The organism is Halomicrobium sp. HArcel3 (assembly GCF_058933135.1).
On sequence record NZ_JBZYDN010000005.1, the window covers coordinates 116267 to 139670 of the forward strand.

Consider the following 23404-nt stretch of genomic DNA (forward strand, 5'->3'; position numbering starts at 1 on the left):
CCCCGCCATGGTATCACTCACCTGTGACGCCGACCACCGGGACGGGGTCACCCTGGTCACGGTCCGCCTCGACGGGGCGGGCGTCGCCCAGCGCGTCCGGTTGGCGAACCGACTCGACGGGCCGGTCTGGCCGCCGCGCCGGCACGGGGTTCCGGCGGCGGGCTGGACCGACGACGGCTTCGAGACGGTCGTGCCGGCCGACGGAGTCGTCGCCGTCGGCTACGCCTCGCCCGCACCGCCGGTCGACGCGCCGGTCGCCGTCGTCGACCGCGAAATCGTCGAGGAAGGAACGGACGAGAAGGCCGCGACGGCGGCCGACGCGATCCGCGACCTGGGCGACCCGTCGCCGCCCCGGGACGCGGTGCCGGTGCCGGTCGACGACGCGCCGGAGCCGGCAGCGGAACCCGAGCCCATCGACCCCGAGCATGCCGACGACGGAACCGCTGAGACGTCGGCCCGGGAGCGTGCCGGCGGAGCGACCCGCGATCCGACCCCGAAAACGGAGACGGCACCCGAGCCGTCACCAGACGGCGAGATTCCAGCGGCCGTCACGGCGTGGCTCGACGACGTCGAGGAACGGGTCGCGACGGCCGAACGACTCGCAGCGGCCGAGACGGTCCCCGAGGCGACGGCCGCGATGCGGGCGGCTGGCGGGCTGGAAGAGGCCGAAGCGGTGGTCGAACGGCTCCAGCGGGATGCGGCGGCACTGGAATCGGTCGCCGAACGGGCCGAGGAACTCGCCGGGCGAACGACGGCCGCGGACGTCCCCCTGGAGACGCTGGAGCGCCTCGCATGATCCTGGCCGTCACCGGCGGGAAGGGCGGCGTCGGCAAGTCGACCGTCGCCTACAACCTCGCCGCGGAACTGGACGGCGTCGTCGTCGACGCCGACCTCGGGATGGCCGACCTCCCCGCCTCGCGCGGGCCGGACCTGCACGACGTGCTCGCGGGTCGTGCCGCGCCGCTGGAGGCCGTCCGCGAATCGGGTCCCGTGGCGATCCTTCCCTGTGGGCGCTCGCTCGCGGGCGCACGCGCCGCGGACCCGGCGCGACTCTGTGACGCCGTCGAGGCGGTCGAACGGGCCTACGGGACCGTCGTCGTCGACTGTCCGGCCGGCCTGCGGGCCGATGCGGGCCTGCCGCTGGTCGTCGCCTCTGCCTGCGTCGTCGTGACGACGCCCTCGGAGGCCGCCATCGCGGACGCGGTGCGGGCCCGCGAACTCGCCCGGGAGTTCGACGCCGGGCTGGTCCGCGTGGCCGTCAACCGCGCCGGATCGAACCCCCCGACCGCCCGGGTCGCCGACCTGTTCGGCGCGCCGGCGGTCCCCATCCCCGACTCGGAACGGCTCGGACGGGCCCAGTCGTCGGGCCAGCCCGTCCGCTCGCTGGCGCCGGCGTCGGCACGGGTCGTCGAGCAGTTCGAAACCCTCGCGCGGGCGGTTCAGTCCTGCAGGGCCTGATACGTCGACCGAAGCGTGACCGGGCTGACGTCCGCGGCGTCGGCAGCCGCCACCTGCGTGAGGTCGTGTCCCAGTTCCCTGGCGGCGGTGTACAGACAGCCCGCAGCGACGCCGCCGGGGTTCCGGCCGGCGACGACGCCCTCGTCGTGGGCGCGTTCGACCAGTTCCCCGGCCCGGCGCTCGACGTCGTGGGACACGTCGAGGTCGCTGGCGAACCGCGGCAGGTACTCGGCGGGGTCGATGGGGCCCGTCGGGAGCCCGAGTTCCCGGTTCAGCGCGTCGTAGGCGACACGCAACTCGTCCTCGGTGGCCTGAGCCGCGCCGGCGACCTCGTGGAGCGTCCGGGACACCCCCGACGTCCGGCAGTTCGCGTACACCGCGGCGGCGGCGAATCCCTCGATGGAGCGCCCGACCAGCAGGTCCTCGCTCTGGGCAGACTCGAACAGCACGCACGCCCGGTCGCGGATGGTCTGGGAGAGGTCCAGGCCGCTGACGACGCGGCGGACCTCGATGAACCCGAGCATCCTGTTCCGGTCGCGTTTCGACTCCGTCTGGGCGCGCCGGTGCTGCCGACGCAGGCGGCGCATCCGGCGGCGCTTGCGTCCCTTGAGTCGGGTCGACCGGCCGATCTCCGTCGACAGTCCCCAGTCGTGGCGCGACCGGGTGAGGGGCGCGCCGGTCCGGGCCTTCTCCGTCTCGTCGTCTTCGAACGACCGCCACTCCGGCCCGCGGTCGATGGCGTCCTCGGCCACCACCAGCCCGCAGCTCGCACACACTGTCTCGCAGTCCGACGCTTCCAGCGCCCCGTCACACTCGGGGCAGCCCTGAGATGTGATACTCATTACAGTTCGAACTTCGTCTCGAAGGGGAATGTAAAGACCGGGGGAATCACCGACTCGGCGGCGTCGGCCGGCGGATCTACCGACCGGTAACCGGTAGGTGATTCGGCGGCAACCGGACCCGTCGATACCGCAGCCGACAGGCTTACGTTCTGTCAACTGAATTGTGAAACGAATGGCGCTGTCGGACATCGCTGCGGGGATCGAGGTCACTACCGAGCAGCGCGACCGCGGCGTCGCGAGCGTCGACCGGACCGACGAGGCGCTGGCCGATCGACTGGCCGGCGCCGCCGACGACCTGCCGTGCGACGCCGAGACCGCGGCGACGCTGGTCGAACGCTACGCCGCGGGCGAGTCAATCGGCGACGCGGGCCGGGCCGCCGGCGTCGCGCCGATCACCGCCGCGAAGACGCTGCATCACGTCGGCGAGCACGTCTCACCGCTCTCGCCGACCGCCCGCGACGTCGTCCGGGACTGGCTCGACGGGCGGGTCTCGCGGAGCGAGGCGCTCGCGCTCACTGGCGCGAGCGAACGGGAGTTCGCGCTTGGCGTCTACGTGGAGACCCACGAGCCCTCGGCCGACGCCCAGGCCGCCGCGGAAGGCTATCTGACCAGTGAAGACGCCACCGGCGAGAAGCGGGCGTCGCTCGGCGAGTCGGTGGAAGCCGGCGACGGACTGCGGTAGTCTACGAGCGGAGTCGCTGGATGCGCTTCTCTGTCGGCGGGTGCGTCGAGAACACTCGCTGGAGGAGACCTCCGTCGGCGTTGAAGATACAGAGGGCGTTTACGCTGTCCTCGACGGTCGACTCGCGGCCCTCCGCGCCGCGGGATATCTTCTCGAGCGCGCGTGCCAGCGGGTCGCCAGTGCCGATGGCGTCGCGTGCGTCGGCGTCGGCGACGTACTCCCGGTACCGCGAGATAGCCATGACGAACACCATCACGAGCGCGTTCGCAAGCGACGAGGCGACCATCGCCAGTATCCACGAACCCACGTTCCGCTCGCCGCCGAACAACACCGCGAAGTAGGCGACGTAGCCCACGAGCATCCCGATTGACTGCCCGACGACCATCGTGATCACGTCCCGGTTCTTGATGTGGGCCAGTTCGTGGGCGACGACGCCCTCGAGTTCGTCGTCGTCGAGCAGTTGCATAAGCTCGGTCGAGACGACGACCACGCCCGCACCCTTCCGCCCGACGGCGAAGGCGTTGGGGACGCCCATCTCCATCGTCATCAGCCGCGGTTCCGCCAGGTCCATGTCGCGGCAGAGCCGCCTGACCATCTGATGGACGTGTCCGTACTGGCCGTCCTCGGGCATGTCCCGCGCTCCCCGGAGCGCCATCCACTTTCCGAGTTTGTACTGCACGGCTGGTACGACGAGAATGCCCAGGAGCAGGACCGGCACCAGCGGAAGGCCGAGGAGGGCCGACAGTGCGGTCCCGGCGAAGAGGTAGAACGCGAACAGGATCGCGCCGACGACGAGCATCCGCAGTTGCAGTCCCGTGTCTGTCATACGGCGGATGGAAGGCCGTCTGGCGGTAAAAGCCTCTTGGTGACCACCTGGATCCGGGCCACTAACCAGCCAGCTCTCGCTCGGCGGGTGGCCGGTGGTCGCGGGCCGGTGACGACAGACCCTCAGCCGAAAAACCCGTCCGAAGAGCGGTCGACCTCGACGTCGCGGTCGAAGAGGGCCGAGGTCACGTCCGCCATCGTCGCTGCGAACTCGCTGTCTGGCGCGACACAGGTTGGCGTCACGACGCCGTCCTCCCCCGTCGGGACGACGTGGTCGGCCTCGGGGAGGTGGGTCGGGGTTCCGTCCGCGACGCGGTTGGCGACCAGCGCGTCGGACTCGGAACCGAGGTCGACCAGTCGTCCCCGCATCCGGGGGAGCAGGTCCGCGCCGCGGCGGGCGTCGGGCGCGACGAGAACGCGCCGGTCCACGCCCGTGACGGCGGCGACCGACTGGTTGTCGGCCACTGGCGGGACGTCGACGACGACGTGGTCGAACTGGCGAGCGGCGTGGTCGACGCAGGTCTCGAACTGGCGCGCGGCGTCGGGCGCTTTCGCGCGGGCGACGCGCTCGAAAGGCGCGTGGACCGGAGCGATCGCGGCGCGGCCGTCCAGATCCGGCCAGACGTCCACGAGAGCGTCGCCGAAGGCGGCCTCGTCGGTGAGGACGCGGGTCAGGTCCGGGTCGATGCGGCCCTCGACGTGGGTGGCCAGTCCCTGGGTAGCGAACGCGGCGTCGAGGACGGCCACGGAGTGGCCGGCGCGGGCGAGCGTCGCCCCGGCCTCGACGCTGACGCGCGTCGTCCCCGCTCCGCCGGTCACCCCGACGAACGCGACAGTCGTGCTCATCGTAAATTCACTGTGTCGTCTCCCGATAAAAAGTGTCGGACGACCGCGTCCGTCGGCCAGGACCGATAGCGACCGGGCGAAGGCGGTCACTACCAGTTGCGTCCGGGCCGCCGTCGTAACCACAAAACATATTCCCCCCGTCTCGCATGTACGTGGTACGAAGTGGGCAGCGGGTAGGGGTACTCGTGCGTTCTGCCCACCATTATCTCACTCCCGAGAGTCTTCTCCGTCCGGCGCGCGCTACAACGAGACGGTGGAGAGTTCCTCGGAGATCTCCCGGACGTGGTCGTTGTACGCCTCTACGAAGGCCGGAACGTCCTCGACGTGGCGGCGCAGGTCCTTCGGCGACGGCGGTTCGTACTGGGAGAGGAGGTAGACGCCGCCTTCGCCGCCGACCCGGAGGTACTGCGCCCGGCCGTCCTCCCACTTGAGTTCCCAGCGGCTGCCGCCGACGCGGGTGTCGAAAGTGCCGTAGTTCGACCCCGCGACGCGGTGGAGTTCGCCAGCCATCCGGTCGGCACAGTCCCGGATCCGACTGAGGACCCGCTCGCGCTCGGCGACGATGTCCTCGGTCGATTCGACTGCGGGAAAGTCTGTCTCGACCTGGTCGAGCACGCCGTCGAGCGACCGGACGTGGTCGGCGAACGCCCGCACGAACGCGCCGTAGTCTTCCATCGCCGCGGCCAGCGCCTCGGGTTCGGGCTGTTGCTTCGAGGAGACGACGTACGTCTCCGTGCCGCCGTCCTCGAACCGGAGGTACTGGACGGTGCCGGCCTCGTACTTCAGCGTCCAGGTCCCGCGGCCGGTGTCGAACTCGGCCTGGCCGTAGTCCCCGCCCTGAAGTATCGAGAGTTCCCGGGCGACCAGGCTGGCGTGTTCGGTGACCTCGGCGACGACCTCGTCGCGGCGTTCCGTGGCGGCTTCGACGCCGGCGACGTCGGCGTCCAGTCCCTCGATCATGGTTGTAGAGAGGAGGGGATCGAGGGGGATAACGGCGTCGCATCGCCGCCGCGAGTCGCTTCTGGAACCGCCGTCACGCTCCCCGAGAGGTCCTCGAGTGGCCAATTCGCTCAGCCAGTCGGGGCGTCCCACTGGTCCGGTTCGTCAGGGTAGGCGAACAGGTCGACGAGGTGGTCCTCGTGACACCCCCGGCAGACGTAGTAGTCGTCGACCCCCTCGGCGTAGCTCGGGTTGAGCATGACGTGGACGGTGGCGTCGAAGGACGTCGCGGACCCGCAGATGGCGCAGTGTTCGGTCGGCATCGCTGACTCACCAGTGTGGATCGTTCACACCCCACGCACGTAAGTTGTCGTGTCCGGAGCGGTTCGTGGCGGGAGCGTCCGTTCGAAGGGGCTCGACCGTTTTCAGGCCGCATACCGTCGAAAACCGGGAGAACGGATCGTTGTTCACCAGTTACGGACCACAAAACCTATTACACACTTCGAGAACCCACCGAGTACGAAGGTGGGCAGCGGGTAGGGGTACTCGTATTCTGCCCACCGGAATCCCGTTTCGTGAGCGACGGCGCCGTCCGTCGCGATCGACTGGAGCGGGTCCCCTATTGGTAGGTACTCTATAGCGCTGGTTTCAGGCACTCTCTCCCGATAGCCCTCGAGTGAGCCGAGGCGTCAGTCGGCGCGTAACAATGGCCGGAGACCGCAAGGGCCGATCCATGACTTCGAGCGAGGGACCGAGACGAACGGGCAGACAGACGTCGCGTCGACGGGCAAGGGGTGACTGGCGACCCGCGGACCGCGCCGGCGGGCGAGCAACTGGCCGCGAGGTCGATCGCGAATGAGCAACCGGGCAGTCAGGACCGACGGTTGGCTGGACGGCCGGATAGACCAGATCGGTGCGGTCGCCGGCCTGCTGCTGGCGGCCGCCCTCTTCCCGCTGCGCTTTCTGACAGAGAACCTGTTCATCCAGGTCGTGCCGGTTCTCATCGGCATCGGAAGCGGGCTCTACCTGGTGACGGCCCACTTCGGGCGCGAGGACGTCGCGGCCGTCCGGTGGCGCCTCTCCGACCTGGCGGGCCGGAGCCTCGGCGGCGTGACGCTGCTGGCCGTCGGTTCGCTGGGGCTCGTCGCGACGACGACCGGCGGTCGGAGCCTCCCCTTCTTCGGCGTGGCGTCGGTCACCGGCGCGCTGATCTTCGTCCAGATACTGTTCGTCCGGGACTCGGCGTTACGCCCCGGGTCGATCGTCCTGCAGGTGGTCGCCTTCGCCCTCGTGGTGCGGTTCGCGGCGCTGGCGACGACGCCGGGGCTGATCGGCGTCGACAGCTGGACGCACGTCACCGAGTACGCGCAGGCGATCCGCGAGGGCGGGTCACTCGCGGCCATCGCGGACGTGAAGTACGTCGCCGCGCCGCTGTATCACCTGCTGGCCGTCGTCGCCGCCGAGGCGTTCAACACATCGATCCGGCTGGCCGTCTACGCGACGCTCGGGCTGGTGATGCCCCTCTCCGTCGTGCTCGTCTACCTGACGACCCGGCACTTCCTCCCCGTCCGCTGGTCGCTGTTCGCGATGGCGACCTACGCCGTCGCCGACCACGTCGTCCGGTGGGGCGTCCACCTCATCCCGACGAGCCTGGGGCTGGTCTTCTTCCTGGTGGTCGTCTACGGCATCACGAAGCTGTTCTTCGTCGACCGCGAGGGGCCCGTCTTCGGGCTGACGATACTGGTCGGCGTCGCCGTCGTGCTCACGCACCAGATATCGGCGTTCGTCACGCTCTGCTTCCTGGCGGCGGCCGTGGCCGCCCAGTGGGTCGTCTGGCTCGCCGACAGGCACGGCTCGCTCGGCCGGGTCACGGCCGGCCGGGAGACGACGAACGTGACGCCGGTGTTCGCATTGGTCTGCGGGCTCACCGTCGTCAACTGGGCGTTCACGCCCTACGGGTCGGGGACGTTCATCGAGACGATGGTCGGCAGCCTCCGGCGGGCCCTCGACGGTTCGGTCGGCTTCCTCCAGTTGATGGGGTCAGAGCCGGCCGCGGGCGGCGCCCTCGCGGCCGTCGTGACGGACGTCCCGAAGTGGGTCGAGTTCGTCGACGCGCTGGGCTTCTTCCTGCTGTTGACCGCGGTCGTCCTCGGCTCGCTGACGCTCGTCCGGAGCGACCGGTTCTCCCAGCTCTCGCTCACCTACGTCATCGCTGCCGCGGGGATGCTCGTGGTGGTGCTGGGGCTGCCGTTGTTCGGGCTGAACATCTTCCTCCCCGGCCGGTGGTACGCGTTCATGTACGCGCCGATGGCCATCATCGCGGCCATCGGGGTGCGGTACCTCTCGACGCGGCTCTCCTCGCGGGCCGTCGTCGCCGGCCTGCTCGTCCTCGCGCTGGTGTTCCCCGGCGCGATGCTCGCCTCGAACAAGGCGGCGCCGGGCGACCCGATGTTCGACGAGCACTACCCGCGCTACTCCGGGACGAGCTCCGAACTGGCCGCCGTCGAGACGGTGAGCGCCATCCACCCCGACGGCGCCCCAGCGCTCCAGACCGACCACCCCTACCGAACGCTGTTCACCCGCTGGCAGGGCGAGGAGGTAGAGGGGCTGGCGCTCGGTGAGGACGGCACCGTCAGCGCCGACGCCGCCGTCTACCGGGAGTACCAGACCCACGGCGCGGCCTCCGCGAGATACCAGGACGACTGGGTCCAGGTCCAGCTACAGGAATCGACCGTCTGCGGCGGCGAAACGGCCGTCCTCTACGCCAACGAGGAGGTTCGCTACTGCCAGTCGCCCGCCGCACTCTAGACCGATGTCAGGAACTACCACCACCTCCGGACGCGTCGCATCGCACACCGACCTGGCCGTCGCCGCCGGCTACGTCGTCGCAGTGACCGCCGTGCTGGCGCTCGTCGGCGACCTGCCGACCGCCGTCGCCGTCCCGCTGGCTCTGCCCGTCCTGCTGTTCGCGCCGGGGTACGCCGTCGTGACGGCAATCGCGCCCGCCACGGCCACCCCGACAGGTGCCGACGGGCCCGGTGACCGCCTCGGCGTCCGCCAGACCCACGACGGCCTCTCGCGGCTCGAACGGCTGGTCCTGTCCGTCGTGGCGAGCGTCGCCGTCGTCCCGCTCGTCGCGCTCGCGCTCGACTTCGTCGTCGGCGTCACTCTCGTGCCCGTGCTGGCCGGCGTCGCCGCCGTCACCGTCGTCTCCGCACTCGTCGCCGCGTACCGACGCGGGCCCGGTGCCGCACGAGGTGCTGGCGCGGCGGGCGGACCGGCGACCGACCGGTCGCTGCTGGCCGGCGTCCCGACGGACGGCCTCACCCTCGGCTGTGCGGCCGTCGCGGCCCTCGTGCTCGTCGGGAGCGCCACCATGGCCGTCACCGGCGACCAGGCCGCCGAGACGGAGTTCTACCTGGTCACGGAGACGGCCGACGGCGAGTACGAGGCCAGCGGCTACACGACCGACCTCGCCGACGGCGAGACGGCCGAGTACACGCTGGGCATCGAACAGCACAGTGCACAGCCCCGGGAGTACACCGTCGTCGCCCAGTTACAGGAGCGGTCGGGCGCTGGCGCGAACGCGACGGTCGAGAGCCGGGAGGAACTCGACCGGTTCTCGACCACGGTCCGACCCGGCGACGCGACCATGGAGACGGCGACGGTGACCCCGACGACGACCGGCGAGCACACGCTGGCCTTCTTCCTCTACGAGGGGGAGGCGCCCGCGGAGCCCGACCGGGCGTCGGCCCACCGGGTCGTCCACCTGCCGGTCGAGGTGACGTAGTCGGTAGATCACCGGACTGCGGTCGGCCGGAGTTCGGCAGTACACGATGCATAACTAACGAGCGATGTGGCGACGTTCCGGACGAGACCGGAGACAAACGAGTGAGTAATTGATGGTATCTGACACGACGACGCGCCGACACGCAGGTGACGCGGATGGCGAGTGACGTCGGTTCGGACGGCGGGGACGGGCGACCGCCGTGGCGACGGCGCAGCGACCCGTCCGGCGGACGGAACGGCTCGCCCGGCGAACGAAACGACGCCCAGTGGTCACTCCGTCGCGCGGAGACCCGACCCGGGCGAAGGACGGCCGAATCGAGTGACCTCCCGTCGCTGTCCGTCGTCGTCCCGACGTACAACGAGGAAGACCGGATCGAGACCTGCCTGGAGTCGATCCTGGCGGCCGTCGCGGACGACCCGTCGCTCGAGGTGATCGTCGTCGACTCGAACTCGACGGACCGGACGGTCGAACGCGCCCGCCGGTTCCCGGTGACGGTACTGCGGATCCCGGACGACGACCTGACGACCCCGGGTGCGGGCCGCTACGTCGGCCAGCGATACGCTACCGGCGACCAGTTGCTGTTCGTCGACGGCGACATGCGCCTCTCGGGGGAGTGGCTCGACCGCGCCCGGCGCGTGCTCGACCAGCGCGACGACGTCGCCGGCATCGACGGCCACCTCAACACCGCCGAGGCCACCGACCCCGAGCCGGTCGAGGCGCTCCGCGGCGTCGTGCTCTACGACGCCGACGTGCTCGACCAGGTCGACGGGTTCGACCCGTTCCTGCGGGCGCTCGAAGACGTGGAACTGGGCTACCGGATCACGGAGGCGGGCTACGACGTCCGGCGCCTCCCGATGGTCGCTGCCTCCCACCCCTACGCGCCCGGGGCGGCCGAACTGCGCCGGCGGTGGCGCAACGGCTACTACTTCGGCCTCGGGCAGGCCGTCCGGAAGAACCTCCGCTCACCGCGGACAGTGTGGAAGTTCGTCGACCGGTATCGCTACCGGGCGGCCTTCTACGGCTGGCTCGTCGTCGGGGCGGCGAGCCTGCTCGTCCAGCCCATCCTGGTGGTGGTGTGGCTCGCCGTCTCGCTCGCCATGTTCGCCGCCGACGTCGCCTGGGAGGGTCACGCCGACGCGACCCAGCGGCTGGGCAAGTACGTCCTCAGCAGCGCCGGGTTCGTGCGCGGCTTCTTCATGCCGCCGGACGAGCACTCGGCGTTCCCCGTCGAAGTCGCCGAACAGGTCGCCGAACCGGACGGGGGCGAACGCCAGCGATCCGTCGCCGACGGTGGCGACGTCGTCGAGTAGGCGACGGCTGCCCGGCGCCGGTCGATGCAATGGAGACACAGCGGCTGCGTAACTAACCCGCAGGCGAGGAACTCACACCACATGATCACCGACGACGCCGCGCCCGCTCGGTCGCTCCAGAGCGGGCCACCCGCCCACGCAGAAGCGGCGCCCGCGAGTCAGCCATGACCGGCAACCGTCCCTCCAGGCGGTCGTTCCTCCGTCGCGGGGCCGCCGTCGCCCTCCCGGCCGCCGTCGCGGGCTGCCAGTTCCGAGATGACGCGCCCGAGACGACGAGTCCGGAGCGAGACCGGACCACGGACACACCCACGCCGACGACGCCGACCTCGCGGGAGCGCCTCGCGTCGGCGTACGACGACCGGTTCGACGAGTACGTCGACGTCGTCGCCGCCGGCGCCAGCCCGGACGGATCCGAGCCCATCGACGACGTCCTGGAGCGGGTCGTCGCCGACGACACCCTGGCGTACGTCCCGGCGGGCACCTACCGGGTGAACTCGCTCCGCGTCGAGGGCGTCGAGAACGCCGGCCTGGTCGCCGAGTCGCCCGACGAGACGAGCCTCGTCCCCGGCCGGCCCGCCGTCGACATCGGGCACCAGTTCCTGCAGTTCCACGGTGTCAGCGACTTCCTGTTCGAGGGGTTCACGCTGGACTACCGCGCGTCCGGCGCCGGCGGCGCGACGCAGGTCTTCTCCCGGGGCGACTTCGCGGTGCGAGACGTCCGCGTGCGCGGGACCATGCCCGACGAGTCGCTGCCGGGCAACCCCGCCGCCTTCCGGTTCGACGTCCGCGAGGAGTCGGCGACCGGCACCGTCGAGCACGTCGTCGCGACCGACGGCGGCCACGACGGGGGCAACGCCGTCGGCCTCTACGTCGGCGCCGCCCACGCCGGCACCCTCGAGTTCGTCGATTGCGAGATCTCGGGGTTCCCGAACAACGGGCTGTACGCCTCTGCACCGGGCCGGGACGACGAGGCCCTGCGGGGCCGGGACGGCACGGTCCACGTCCGCGGGGGGCGCTACGCGAACAACAACATCGCCAACGTCCGCCTCGGCTCGACCGACTCGACGGCGCGGGACGTCACCGTCGTCGTCGACGAGCGGCCGCCCTCCCACGCCGGTGCGATGAACGCCCGCGGCATCCGCCTGCGCAACCGGAGCGGTATCGTCGTCGAGGACTGCGACGTCGTCGTCGGCGCCGACGCCGGCGAGGGGTTCGGCGGCCTCGTCTTCCACCCGAACGCCGGGACGTCGACGATCCGGGACACGACCGTCCGCGTCGACCGCGACGACACCCCAGCCATCCGGGCCCTCGACGACGACCCGGCGGACCCGTCCCCGGGCCCGACCTTCGAGAACGTGACCGTCACCGGGTCGGCCGCCGGCGGGTGGGCCGTCGAGATCGCCGGCCGCGCGGACGTCGCCTTCGAGGACTGCACCGTCAGCGGGACCGGTCCGGGCCGCAACGGCCTCTCCTTCACGGCCTGCGAGAACTGCGTCGTCGACGGCGGCGAGATCGACGTGCCCGGGATTCCGGTCCGGGGACGACGGTCGACGGTGGAGACGCTCGACGTTCGAACGGGCGACGCGCTGGATAGCGAGCAGTGAGGAGAGGGACCAGGACCAGTTCGGGAACTCGGCCGTAGGTCGTTTCTACGCCCCGTCAGCCGAGAAATAACAATCGGTCGGGGGTCGGACGGTCCACCCGAGACCGATGACATCGCTACGACGACGAACGCTGCTGAAGCTGGCGGGGGCCTCCTCGGCCGCCGTCGCCGGCTGTCAGGGGTTGAATCTGGACGCGGGGCAGGGAGCGGCGAAGACCGACCAGCAGGCGTCGGGTAGAGAGGTGACGACCCGGGAGGCCATCGAGACGGGACTGCTGAACGGCATTCCGCAGGTCCGGGCGCAGGCCGACGAAGGCTCGGGGACGCGCGAGGACCCCTACCAGGTGCCCCCGGACCTGTTCGCGGACTACCACGGCACCGTCGAGTTCGGCAGCGGCTGGTTCGAGACCGACGGCGTCGAGACCGACCCGGACTTCGACTACAGCGACACGTCGACGTACCTCAACGGCGAGGGAGTCCGGACGACGACGCTCCGTCACGCCGCGGACGAGCCGTCGACGCCGACCGTCCGGCTGGCCGGCGAGGCGGGCAACTTCGGCGGCGTCCGCAACATGACCGTCTACGGCGCCGGCGAGGGCGACCGGAGCGGCGACGCCAACATCGTCGAGACGGACGGCAACGTCATCGACTACACCTTCGAGAACGTCATCTTCCGCTGGGGCGGCGGCGACGCGCTCCACCTCGCGGCCAGCGCCAGCGGCTGTCGCGTCCAGAACGCCTGGGTCGAGAACGTGAACGGCCACGCGCTCTATCTCGGCGGCGGGAACCGGCTGAAGGTCGACAACGTCCACGCCATCGGGTCGGGGTTCAAGATAGAGGGCGCGGAGAGCCACTTCACGAACGTCACCATCTTCTCGGCGGGGGGCAACGACGGCATCGTCAACACGACGCCGGGCAACCAGTACGCCGACGTCATCCTGAAAGAGGGGCTGAACGCCGGCTTCCGGGGGACCTCGCGCTTTTCCATCTCGAACATGCACGTCGAGGGCGCGAAGCAGAGCGCCATCGTCGACGGCACCGGCAACTCGCCCATCTCGAACGTCTTCGCGCGGAACTGGGGACGCGACGACGGCTGGCGGCCGCTGCTACGGGCCAGCGGGTCGTCGGTGCGGGCCAGCGGCGTCTGGGGCGACCGGACGAGCGAGGAGTACTCGACCACCTTGCTCCGCGTCGAAGACGACGACTGCTACGTGAACGGCATCGGCGGCACCGCCGGCGATCCCTGGTCGATCACGATCACGAGTGGCACCGAGAGCGTCCTCGACAACGTCGCCAACGTCGACTACGAGCACGTCACCGACGAAGGTGTCCGGACGCTGATCAACCGCTGGGGGACCAACGACGGCGACCCGGCCGTCGAGGGCGAGTGGAACGGGCACGCCGACTACGCCGGCGCGACGAACGCCACCGTCTGGGACACGTCGACCGAGCCCTGGACCGCCTACCGCGCCCAGCCGGACGGCCAGAACTGGGTCGCGCTGTAAGGGAATCCGGCGCATCCCGGGCGGGGTGTTGTGAGGCGTGGTTCCGGAACGGGCCACCGTGCCGTCGATCCACGCCACTGGCGACGGTGCTGTAGCGAAGGCATAACTACGTGGAACGTCGTGGAACTGGGCTGGTATGCCAAGCGTCGCCCTCGTCGTGCTGGACACGCTGCGGTCGGATACCTTCGACGACCACTTCGAGTGGCTCCCGGGCCGGCACTTCTCGCGGGCCTACTCGACGTCGCACTGGACCGTCCCCGCCCACGCCTCGCTGTTCACTGGCACGTACGCCAGCGAGGTGGGCGTCCACGGCCACGCCGGCGACCTCGACTGCGACGAACCGGTCCTCGCGGAGTCGCTCCGGGACGCCGGCTACCGCACCCGGTGTCTCACGGCGAACCCGCAGCTGTTCCAGCACGACGGCTGGGACCGCGGCTTCGACGAGTTCGTCGGCCGCGACAGCCTGCCATCCTTCGCAGACGACGCCTTCGACTGGGGCGAGTGGTTCGCCGACCTCGATTCGACCGGCGTCCGGCAGTACCTCGACGCCGTCTGGCGCTGCGTCCGCTCGGACTGCGCGACACGCGAGTCGATCCGGCAGGGGTACGAGCTGTACTCGCGTTCGGCGGCCGACGGCGGCACGGCGGCGGTCCGCGACCGGGTCCGGGCCACCGACTTCGGCGACGAGGAGTTCCTGTTCGTCAACCTCGTGGAGACCCACACGCCCTACCACCCGGCGCGGCCGGACGACGACCCCGTCACGGTGGTCGCCGCAGACGCCTTCACCGACGAGGAGCCGGACCTCCAGGCTGCCCGTCGGGCCTACGAGCGCTCGGCGGCCTATCTCTCGGACCGCTACCGCGAAATATTCGACGAACTCTCCGAGAACTTCGACTACGTGGTTACTCTCTCGGACCACGGCGAGCTGTTCGGCGAGCACGGGATGGTGAACCACTCCTTCGGTCTCCACCCGGAACTGGTCCAGGTTCCGCTGGTTATCAGCGGCGACGGCGTCGCGGACGACGTCGACCACGGCGTCGTCAGCCTGCTGGACGTTCACCGGACCGTGGCCTACCTGGCGGGCGTCGACGTCGACTCCCGTGGCCGGAATCTGCTGGCGGCTGACCGCGAATCGCGGGACTTCCGCACGGAGTACCACGGCCTGCTCCCCTTCCACGAGGCCCAGTTCGCTCGCGAGGACGTCCCCGAAGCCGAGTACGAGAAGCGCGACGCGCCACTGTCCGGGTTCGTCTCCCGGACCGGCGCCTACGCCTACGAGACCCACACCGACGGCTTCCGGACCCTCGGGGAGTTCGCCGTCGACCCGCGCGAGCGCCTCGACGAACTCGACGACGCGGTCGACGTCCGGGCGGTGACCGACGGCGACCCGGCGGTCGACGAGGACGTCCGGGACCGGCCGGAGCGGGTCGGCTACGCCTGAGCGCGAGGGTGGGGACGCTGCTCGACGCCGGCGTCTGGCTGCGTCGGTCGACGCCGGCGCTCGTGGCGTCACTCGGCGTGGTCGGCGAATCGCGAAAACAGCGTTCAGCGAGGAAAACGGACGCGTGACCGGACTCGGAGACAGCCGACCTCGGGGACAGCCGACCTCGGGGACAGCCGACCTCAGGGACAGCCGATGTCCGACGACGGCGGCGTCGAGGAGCCGTAGTGATTGTTCTCGAACTCGACGTTCTGCCAGCTGGTGGTGTGGACCTGGATGATGGCCTCGTCGGTCCAGCCGTCGGGGGTGCTCCGGGGTTCCTCGGGGTTGTAGAACCAGTTGTCGTGGACGTACGCTCCGTCGGAGGGGACGCCGCGGATGGCCACCGCTGGCGCGTTCTTGTCCTTCCGGTCCTGGTCGACGACCTCGACAGTGTTGTTGTAGATCTCGATCCGGTCGCCGCCGGGCTTGTGCTGGTCGAAGACGTGAGAGATAGCCTTCCCGGTGACGTGGTTGTAGCGGGCCGTGTAGTCGCCGCCCGTCGACTCGACGCTGTGGCGGTTGTCGTAGAAGTGGTTGTACTCGACGAGGACGTCGTTCGCGCTCGTCGTCGCCACGCCGTAGCCCGAGCCGTCCTCGGTGTTGGTGTGGAGTTCGCTGTGGTGGACGTGGGCCGACTGCTGGCACCGGACCGCCGCCCAGCCCCAGCCGTAGGCCTCCACGTTGTCGACCTCACAGCCGCTGCCGGCCAGCGTCAGGCCCTGTTCGAGGACGCCGCGGTCGTACCAGTCGCGCCGGGGACCCTCGATCCGGAGGCCGGTGACGCGGACGTCGTCGGCCGCTTCGAGCATCGGCCACGGGTGGCGGTCGGTGTAGAGCCGGCCGCCGGCCGCGCCGTCGATGCCCCGGTCCGAGGCGAGCGTGACGCCGCTCGGGATGGAGAACTCGCTTTCCCCCATGTAGATGTCGGCGTCGCCGCTGACGTAGACGACGTCACCGGCGCTCGCGCTCTGGAGCGCGTCGTTCAGCTGGGCCTTCGTCGAGACGACGACGTCGGCCGCGGACTCGGGGACCGTGTTCGCGTATCCCTCGCCGCCGCCGATGACTGGTCCGTCGTTCTCCGGCGGTTCCTCGCCGGTGAGCTCGTAGGCCGAAACCTCCTCGCCGTCGAGGGTGAGCGTGAACTCGCCCTCCATCGGGGAGAAAGCGGTGACGTCGCCCGTCAGGTCGAAGGTGTCGCCGTAGCCGTTCCCGGTGAGTCCGCTGACCTGGTAGGTGCCGTCGGCGTTCTGCTCGATGGTGTCGTTGTTGGTCTCGGCCGCGAACTTGCTGCCGTCCTCGACGCGCTCGGCGCCGTCGGTGACGGTGAAGGTGTAGTCGATCTCCGTGGGGGAGACGATGCGCAGGCGCTTCGACTGTTCGGGTTGCTGGCCGGTGAGCTCGTAGGCGGTCATCTCCTGACCGTCGACGGTGATCGTGTGGTCGCCCTCGAGCGGCGTGAACTCGGTGACGTCGCCGTAGACGGTGAAGGAGTCGCCGTAGCCGTTGCCGGTGAAGCCGTCGGCGGTGACCGTGCCGTCGTCGTTCTCGGTGATCGAGTCGTTCCGGGTCTCGGCGGCGTTCCGGCTCCCGTCCTCGATGCGCTCGATGTCCTCGGTCGCCGTGAACTGGTAGTCCACCTCGGTCGGCGAGGTGACGACGATTTCCCGGCCCGTGTCGGGGAACAGCGCCTCGGCCGAGTCACCGAAGCGGACGTAGGCCCGGCCGTCGATCTCGATGGTCGAGACCCAGCTGGCGTACCTGATAGCGACGTAGCCCTGGTCGACCTCGCCCTCGACGCGGGTGTCGGTCGCGGTCGAGACGGTGTTCCCGTCGGTCGGGACGACCTCGATGGCCTCCGAGGCCTCGACGACGTAGTGGCAGACCTCCTCGGTGTCGGTCGTGTCCAGCAGCATGTACTTCGAGGGGGTGGTCTGGGCGCCGGCGCTCCCGACGCCGAGTAGCGTCGCGGCCGCGGCCGAACCCGTCAGCGTCAGCATACTGCGTCTATCGATTAATCGCTCCTTACCGGCAGTAGCGTCGTCTTTCTCTGTCACTGTACCCGGCTTTCTCTGGAGTTTTAGGTTAAGTGTTGTCGCGAGTAACTGGCTGAAACCTCCCTGATTGGCGTCGGTTACGTCCCGGGAGGGACCAGTTACACCGAGTTAGTTACCAGGTAGAGGCGAACTCCTCGTCCGAAAGGGCGGATAAAGAGCCACTCTGATAACAAGAAGAGGGTAGTACGGTCCGCTTACCAGGCCGTAACGCGTTAATACTGGCCACGCGCGTCCCGGACGGTAGCCCGTTGAGAGCCTACGAGACGATCAGCCGGACGCCGCGTTCGACCGGGTCCGGCAACAGTTCCGCGGCTTCGAGCAGTTCCTCGGCGTCGAGGGCGCCGGTGCCGAGCGCGACGGCGGCGAACGCGAGGAAACCGACGGCGGGGACGACGGCGAACGCGACGAGCGTGTTCGAGACGAGCGCGTCGAGCCCGACGATCAGCGGCGCGCCGACGGCGACCGTCGCGAGGAGTCTGGTCGGTCGCAGCCCCGAGAGCGGGTCGTAGCCGAGGTAGCGAGCGCAGGCGACCTGGAGGACGAACATCGACCCGTAGCCGATACTCGTCGCGGCGGCGGCCCCTGACATGCCGTACAGGGGGATCAGGGCGTAGTTCAGGCCGGCGTTGACGGCGGCCGCCCCGCCGGTGGCGACGATGAGCGGCCGGAGGTTCCCGTTGGCCTGGTTGATCCCGTACAGCGGCCGGGCGAGCGCGAACCCGAGCGCGCCCGGCAACAGCAGCGTCAGCGGCTCCAGCAGGACGACGAACGCCTGGCCGTAGTAGAACGGGACGAATCGGTCGGCCAGCGCGTAGACGCCGATGGCCAGCAGCGCCGTCAGCAGGAACGCGTAGCGCGTGACCCTGGTGGCCAGCTCTGAGATGGCCTCACGCCGGTCGTTCGACCAGAGGTTCGACGTCGAGTGGAGCAACAGCGTCTGCAGCGAGATCGGGACGAGCCACATGTACTCGGCCAGCGCCAGCGCCGCCTTGTAGTAGCCCGTCTGCGCGCTGTCACCCAGGAGCCGGAGCATCACGATGTCCACGTGGAACAGCGACATGAGCAACAGGACGAGGACGATGTTGAGCCCGTTGAACGACAGCAGCTCACGCCGCGGAAAGGAGGGCGCACTCGACCGAAGGACGCGGGGGATCGAGACGTGTCGCGAGAGGACGAACCCGCCGACGACGGCCGTGAGCGCGGAGGCGGCGATCTTGCCGATCAGGAAACCCGCGACGCCGTAGCCGATCCACGCCAGCCCCAGGCTGACGCCGAGCCAGGTGAGCTTCCCGGTCACGACCAGCGACTCGGAGTACTTCTCGAGGCCGACGCCCATCAGCGACCGCCGGACGAACGCCCGGAGCTGTGCCGCGACCACCAGCCCCGCGAGCAGGTAGAAGTACGTCCTGAACCGGGGCGAGAGCAGGCCGTCGACCAGCCCGAGCCAGGTGGCGCCCGCGAGGAGGACGCTGCCGACCAGCGCGAGCGCGACGGCGAGTTTCCCGTAGAAGCCCAGCACCTGCTCGCGCCACCCCGCGACGTCGCGCTCCTCGGCGACGAACTTCTGGACCCCCTCCGTCACCCCGGAGCTCACCAGGATCATCAGCATGGAGAACGTCGACATGAGGAAGGCGTAGTCGCCGTACCCGTCGGCGCCCAGTGCGCGGACGACGAAGGGCAGGGAGAGCACGCCGACGAACGAGACCAGTATCTTGGCGTTCAGGATCGAGAGGAAGCCGCTGGTCAGTTTGCGATTCATCGCCGTCTGCGCCCCGCTCGGCCCCGGATCGATCCGACGCTGTCCTGCCCGGTGCGGCCGGGCGCACGCGACGCGACCGCTGGTAGCCCCGTCGAGACGATCGGCAGTCCCATCGCTCCGATCCGTGCACGGCCCGGGCAAGGTAATACGGCGTCTACCAGTGAGACACGCGCCTCATTCCGCCTCGACGGTCGCCGTGATCGCGACGGCGTCCGCGTCCGACCGCTCGACGGAGACGCGACAGTCGGCGTACTCGAAGCTGAGCGCCAGCGGTTCGGCGCGCCCGGACGGGCGGGGCGCGAGGAGCGCGTCGAGAGCCTCCGGGTCGATCGTCCGGAACAGCGGCGGCAGGTCCATCTCGTCGCGCGACGTCGCGTCGGCGACCGTCTCGATCACGGCCCGGCTGATCGCCTGTTCGTCCCCCAGTGTCATCACCGTTCGTCGTCGCTCGCTCACGGTGCTATCACGACAGTGTGTTGCGCGTCGTCCCGGATAGCGGCTGTTTGTACGTCTGTAGAATCGGGTCGCCCCAGAGGAGTGCTATCGCCGACGGGCACCGCCGTCGTCGTCGAATATCGGCGTCAGGAGCTTGCGGAGACTGTCCCGGAGGTGGCGGTTGAACGTCGGCTGGCTGACGTCGAGGCGCTCGCCGACCTCCTGGCCGGAGCGCTCCCGGGGCCACTCGAAGTAGCCGCTCAGGTAGGCCATCTGGAGCGCGTCCCACTGGCGGTCGGTGAGCCGCTCGCGCAGCGCCGCCCGGAAGTCCGCCCGGGTCGTCGACTCGGTCTCGACCTCGCGACGGGCCACCAGGTCGGTCCCGGGGTATCGGTCCCGGACCATGCCGACGAACGAGGCGACGTCGGTCCCCGGGGGAAGTCGGACGACTGCGCGGCCGCCCTCGCCGTCGGGCGCCACCGACTTCGGGACGACCGCGTGGTCGAGCAACGTGCCGAGCAGTCCCTCGCCGTCGACGACCGCGTCGTAGGTCACCTCGCCGTCCCGCTCGGCGACCAAGGAGAGCGAGGCGAACGCGCCGACCGCCGCCGCGGCCGTCTCGACCCGTTCGGGGGTCGTCCCCTCGACGGTGAGAAACACGCCAAGTCGACCGGCCGTCTCGCCGTCCGCGTCCGGTTCCGGCACGACGCCGTCCACCTGGACAGTCTCGCCCGTCCGGACGGCGAAGTCGACGAAGGGGTCGCCGTCGGGGAGGGCGAGTGCGAGTTCGGTCGCCCGGCCGCTGACGAGAGCCCGGCGCCGGTCCATCGCGTTGCAGGCGAAGGCGACCGCCCGCCCGACGTCGGCGAGCACCGACTGCGCCCGGTCGTCGAAGGCCCCCGGTTCGTCGCCGTAGACGGACACCACCCCGTAGGAGACGCCCTCGTAGACGAGGGGCACGGCGGCGACGGCGTCGAACCCGCGGTCGCGGGCCGCCCCTCGCCAGTCGGCGTCGTCGGTCGCCGCGCCGACGTCGTCGACGACCTGCACCGAACCCGTTGCCGCCGCGCGGCCTGCCGGTTCCGCCGCCAGATCGGCCGTCGCGGCGACTGGCACGTCGTCCGGGTACGACGCAGACTCCCCGGCCGTCGCTCTCGGGGTGAGTCGGTCGCTCGTCGCGTTCGTCTCCCCGACCCAGGCGAAGCGCCAGCCCGGGACGTCGGTCAGGGCGTCGCAGACTTCACAGTCGACCGCCTCGCGGGCCGACGCCGTCACCAGGGCCGCGATTACGTCCCCCACGAGTTGCCGGTACGACCGGGCACTGACCCGACGCTCGCGCTGGGCGCGGACGGCGTCGAGCTGGCGGTCCACGGTCGCCTCGGTCGGGCCGTCGGCCAGGAACTCGTCCGGGGGGACGTAGAACGCGTTCGGACAGACCGCCCCGTCGGCGACCAGTCTGGGATGGGTCCGGACGACGTCCCGCAACACGGCCGGCGGAAACTGGCCGCGGTCGTACTGGCAGAGGCCGGTCATCGGCACGTCCGACCAGAAGTCGTTGAGCGTCGCCTCGTACTCGACGAGCGCGTCGGCGACCGCGCCGCGCTCGCCACCGGCCGCCCACGTCATCTCGGCGGTGAACCTGACGTGGTCGTACCCCCCGTTCTCGACGGCGTCGGACACCGTCTCGTCCAGGAACTCGATCGTCTCCGCCGGGTCGAACGACCCGCCAGAGCGGTAGACGTCGTCCGTCGAGTGGAAGGTGAGTTGCCCCGTCTCTCGGGCCGCCGCGACGGCGAGTCCCGCCCGTTCCATCGCCGCGACGACGTCGGCCGTCGCGGTGTCGTCGACGACGTAGAGGCATCGGTCGCCGCGTTCCAGGCCCGCGCGGACGAACGGGACGGCGGCCCCGAACTGCTCGTCCCGGCTCTCGTAGAGGAGGGCCGCGTGGTTGGCCGGGCCGCCGTGGTCGAACGCGGCGTCGATCCGCCGCTGCTCGGCGCCCAGGAGGTCACCACCGCCGCTGGCGTCGGATCCGAGAGGGTGTTGCATTGGAGAGTCGCTCGTCGTCGCGGTCGCGCTCGATGGTCGGTGACGGCCCTTCCGTTCCTCCCCTCCCCGGGCCACCGATTTCACCGGCGACGACCGACAACGCGCGTACGAAGTGCGTATGCGATACGAAGTGAAGGGGGCATGGCCTAGCTCTTTAGGTACCCCAGTCGGCAGCGGTCGGGACCGACCGCCAGCAGGCGACGATTCACCGTTCCTCGCACCGTAGGCACTCGAAAATGACCGAGGACCCCGCCGGTTCAAGGACCAGGCCGGCCGCGCCACGGGCGGTCGGACGAACCCGGATCGTGGTGTCTGTTGTACGCCCGTACAGTCGTTCGACGGCACCGGTCACGTCGAACACCGGCAGACTCGCTGCACTCGTCTCCCGAGCCCCGACTCGCCATGCTCGTCGGGACGCCGGTGAAAAGGGACAACCGACAGTATCAGTCCCGGGACAGCGCGACCTCGAAGGCGTCGCCGTCTTCCAGCGAGTCGCCGACGTCGTCGAGTTCCTCGCGAAGCCGGGCGAGTTGCTCCTCGACGGAGGCCAGTTCGTCGGCGGTCGCGTCAGTGCCCGTCACGAGTTCGGCGTAGCGCTCCGAGAGCGAGTAGTACGTCGCGAGCGTCCGGTCGTACCGGCCGCGGCGGTGGAGCCAGCGGACCGTGGTCCGGAGCGTCTGGTCGTCGATCGGGTTCTCGACGACCCCGTCACACCGGTCGCGGAGCGACTCGGCGACGGGCGCGTCGGCGATGGCCGCGACCTGGAAGCGACAGTCGCGCTCCGTGCCCGTCTCGACCAGGCGGTCGAGGGCGAACTCGTCGCTCGTCTCGTCGACGACGAGGACGGTGACGTTGCCGTCCAGGCTGGCGAGCGCGTCGGACTCGGAGTCGGCCGTCCGGACCGGGTAGTCCTGCCTGAGCACCGACGCCAGCCGCGCCCGCTCGGTCCCGTCGGTCACACACACCAGCACCGCGTCGTTCCTCGTACCGATACCGACTTCGGCGTCGTCTAGATATGTCCTGTCCATAGTCACTCACTCCGGCCTGGGGCCGCCGCTCGGACCGGCACCAGCGGCCCCGCTCACGTCGGGCCCCCTGTGGGAGTCCCGGAGCCACCAGGGGGCCGGTTCCGGTCAAACTGGACGACGAGGTCGAACAGCGTCGACAGCTTGACGAGCGTCGCCGGGTCGTGGACGTCGGCGTCGACGTGGTAGACGCCGCGGGCGCCGTTGCGTCGCACGCGCGAGAGGACGACGTGGAGGAAGTCGAAGGCCGTCTCCACGTCGACGTACTCCAGCAGGTCGGTCAGCGAGTAGAAACACATCGCCGTTCCGGCGCCGTGGTCGGCCACCTCGTCGGCGACGGTCTGGCCGAACGCCTCGACGGGGAGGACGTCGTCGACGTGCGTGACGTCCGAACCCGTCCCGGCGTCGTCGGTGGTGTCCGCGGCGGCCACCGACCGCGAGATGCCGTCGGTCGAGACGAACGAGAACGATGTCGACCCGCGCGGGAACGACCGGCGCCACGGCTCCAGGAAGTCCCACGGCGACTTCGACATCGTCACGCCGACGACGTGGTCCGGCGGTGATTCGAGCGATACCAGTAGTTCGGCGAAGAGCGACTCGACGGACTGGCCGACTTCCGGTGCGACGAGGAGGACGTTCGTCGCGTCGTCGAGGGCCGCCTGGTCGAGGTGGGGGAAGCCGGTCATGCGCCGGGCCACCTGCGTTCGCCCAGTTGGGGCATAATCGTTGTTAGGTATAGCATTCTACACCCTCTTAAGTATTTTCTCGGCCGGAGAATCGCACCACTGCAGGGTATTTT

Annotated in this window: 20 protein-coding genes; 9 read left to right on the forward strand and 11 right to left on the reverse strand. The window is 70.1% G+C overall.

The window, feature by feature from the left end:
* Positions 1 to 7: 7 nt before the first annotated feature.
* Positions 8 to 796 carry a DUF7857 domain-containing protein gene (locus AC5FRV_RS14090; protein ID WP_493561720.1) on the forward strand — a complete coding sequence of 263 codons (789 nt, stop codon included), beginning with the start codon at positions 8 to 10 and terminating at the stop codon, positions 794 to 796.
* A complete protein-coding gene (locus AC5FRV_RS14095; protein ID WP_493561721.1) occupies positions 793 to 1458 on the forward strand; it encodes a MinD/ParA family ATP-binding protein in 666 nt (221 codons plus the stop codon). Before AC5FRV_RS14090 ends, AC5FRV_RS14095 begins: the two co-directional genes overlap by 4 nt.
* Here AC5FRV_RS14095 and AC5FRV_RS14100 read toward each other — a convergent pair.
* The gene (locus AC5FRV_RS14100; RefSeq protein WP_493561722.1) at positions 1440 to 2300 is read right to left on the reverse strand and encodes a transcription initiation factor IIB; all 861 of its coding nucleotides are present in this window, start codon (positions 2298 to 2300) and stop codon (positions 1440 to 1442) included. The genes AC5FRV_RS14095 and AC5FRV_RS14100 overlap by 19 nt on opposite strands.
* Positions 2301 to 2472: 172 nt before the next feature.
* Here AC5FRV_RS14100 and AC5FRV_RS14105 point away from each other — a divergent pair, with 172 nt between their 5' ends.
* Complete coding sequence (locus AC5FRV_RS14105) at positions 2473 to 2982, forward strand: DUF7858 family protein (protein ID WP_493561723.1); 510 nt, start codon at positions 2473 to 2475, stop codon at positions 2980 to 2982.
* A 1-nt stretch (position 2983) separates the two neighbouring features.
* On the opposite strand, the gene AC5FRV_RS14110 is transcribed toward AC5FRV_RS14105, so the two are convergent.
* From AC5FRV_RS14110 to AC5FRV_RS14125, 4 genes are all read right to left on the reverse strand, one after another.
* Positions 2984 to 3808, reverse strand: coding sequence for a M48 family metallopeptidase (locus tag AC5FRV_RS14110; RefSeq protein ID WP_493561724.1), 825 nt, complete (start codon positions 3806 to 3808; stop codon positions 2984 to 2986).
* Between the two features lie 122 nt (positions 3809 to 3930).
* A complete protein-coding gene (locus AC5FRV_RS14115; RefSeq protein ID WP_493561725.1) occupies positions 3931 to 4653 on the reverse strand; it encodes a cellulose synthase operon protein YhjQ/BcsQ in 723 nt (240 codons plus the stop codon).
* A gap of 240 nt (positions 4654 to 4893) precedes the next feature.
* On the reverse strand, positions 4894 to 5613 hold the full coding sequence (locus AC5FRV_RS14120; RefSeq protein ID WP_493561726.1) for a profilin-fold protein: 720 nt from the start codon (positions 5611 to 5613) through the stop codon (positions 4894 to 4896).
* Between the two features lie 110 nt (positions 5614 to 5723).
* A complete protein-coding gene (locus AC5FRV_RS14125; RefSeq protein ID WP_493561727.1) occupies positions 5724 to 5915 on the reverse strand; it encodes a hypothetical protein in 192 nt (63 codons plus the stop codon).
* A gap of 532 nt (positions 5916 to 6447) precedes the next feature.
* Here AC5FRV_RS14125 and AC5FRV_RS14130 point away from each other — a divergent pair.
* The 6 genes from AC5FRV_RS14130 to AC5FRV_RS14155 all read left to right on the forward strand — a co-directional run bounded on the left by AC5FRV_RS14130 (position 6448) and on the right by AC5FRV_RS14155 (position 15241).
* Positions 6448 to 8400: a hypothetical protein gene (locus AC5FRV_RS14130; protein ID WP_493561728.1), complete on the forward strand. Its 1953-nt coding sequence runs from the start codon at positions 6448 to 6450 to the stop codon at positions 8398 to 8400.
* Between the two features lie 4 nt (positions 8401 to 8404).
* Complete coding sequence (locus tag AC5FRV_RS14135) at positions 8405 to 9382, forward strand: DUF1616 domain-containing protein (RefSeq protein WP_493561729.1); 978 nt, start codon at positions 8405 to 8407, stop codon at positions 9380 to 9382.
* A 155-nt stretch (positions 9383 to 9537) separates the two neighbouring features.
* Positions 9538 to 10692: a glycosyltransferase family 2 protein gene (locus tag AC5FRV_RS14140; protein WP_493561730.1), complete on the forward strand. Its 1155-nt coding sequence runs from the start codon at positions 9538 to 9540 to the stop codon at positions 10690 to 10692.
* Between the two features lie 164 nt (positions 10693 to 10856).
* On the forward strand, positions 10857 to 12296 hold the full coding sequence (locus AC5FRV_RS14145; RefSeq protein ID WP_493561731.1) for a right-handed parallel beta-helix repeat-containing protein: 1440 nt from the start codon (positions 10857 to 10859) through the stop codon (positions 12294 to 12296).
* Positions 12297 to 12402: 106 nt separating this feature from the next.
* Entirely contained in the window at positions 12403 to 13800 is a 1398-nt protein-coding gene (locus tag AC5FRV_RS14150) for a hypothetical protein (protein WP_493561732.1), read from the forward strand.
* Between the two features lie 136 nt (positions 13801 to 13936).
* Positions 13937 to 15241, forward strand: a complete 1305-nt coding sequence (locus tag AC5FRV_RS14155; RefSeq protein WP_493561733.1) for a sulfatase-like hydrolase/transferase — start codon at positions 13937 to 13939, stop codon at positions 15239 to 15241.
* 182 nt (positions 15242 to 15423) lie between these two features.
* On the opposite strand, the gene AC5FRV_RS14160 is transcribed toward AC5FRV_RS14155, so the two are convergent.
* The 6 genes from AC5FRV_RS14160 to AC5FRV_RS14185 all read right to left on the reverse strand — a co-directional run bounded on the left by AC5FRV_RS14160 (position 15424) and on the right by AC5FRV_RS14185 (position 23291).
* Complete coding sequence (locus AC5FRV_RS14160; protein ID WP_493561734.1) at positions 15424 to 17280, reverse strand: right-handed parallel beta-helix repeat-containing protein; 1857 nt, start codon at positions 17278 to 17280, stop codon at positions 15424 to 15426.
* A 313-nt stretch (positions 17281 to 17593) separates the two neighbouring features.
* The gene (locus tag AC5FRV_RS14165; RefSeq protein WP_493561735.1) at positions 17594 to 19096 is read right to left on the reverse strand and encodes an oligosaccharide flippase family protein; all 1503 of its coding nucleotides are present in this window, start codon (positions 19094 to 19096) and stop codon (positions 17594 to 17596) included.
* Positions 19097 to 19270: 174 nt separating this feature from the next.
* Positions 19271 to 19528: a DdfA family disk-determining factor gene (gene ddfA / locus AC5FRV_RS14170; RefSeq protein WP_493561736.1), complete on the reverse strand. Its 258-nt coding sequence runs from the start codon at positions 19526 to 19528 to the stop codon at positions 19271 to 19273.
* A gap of 108 nt (positions 19529 to 19636) precedes the next feature.
* The gene (locus tag AC5FRV_RS14175) at positions 19637 to 21580 is read right to left on the reverse strand and encodes an MEDS domain-containing protein (protein ID WP_493561737.1); all 1944 of its coding nucleotides are present in this window, start codon (positions 21578 to 21580) and stop codon (positions 19637 to 19639) included.
* A gap of 443 nt (positions 21581 to 22023) precedes the next feature.
* A complete protein-coding gene (locus AC5FRV_RS14180) occupies positions 22024 to 22608 on the reverse strand; it encodes a HalX domain-containing protein (protein ID WP_493561738.1) in 585 nt (194 codons plus the stop codon).
* A 53-nt stretch (positions 22609 to 22661) separates the two neighbouring features.
* Positions 22662 to 23291 carry a DUF7504 family protein gene (locus tag AC5FRV_RS14185; RefSeq protein WP_493561739.1) on the reverse strand — a complete coding sequence of 210 codons (630 nt, stop codon included), beginning with the start codon at positions 23289 to 23291 and terminating at the stop codon, positions 22662 to 22664.
* Positions 23292 to 23404 lie beyond the last annotated feature (113 nt).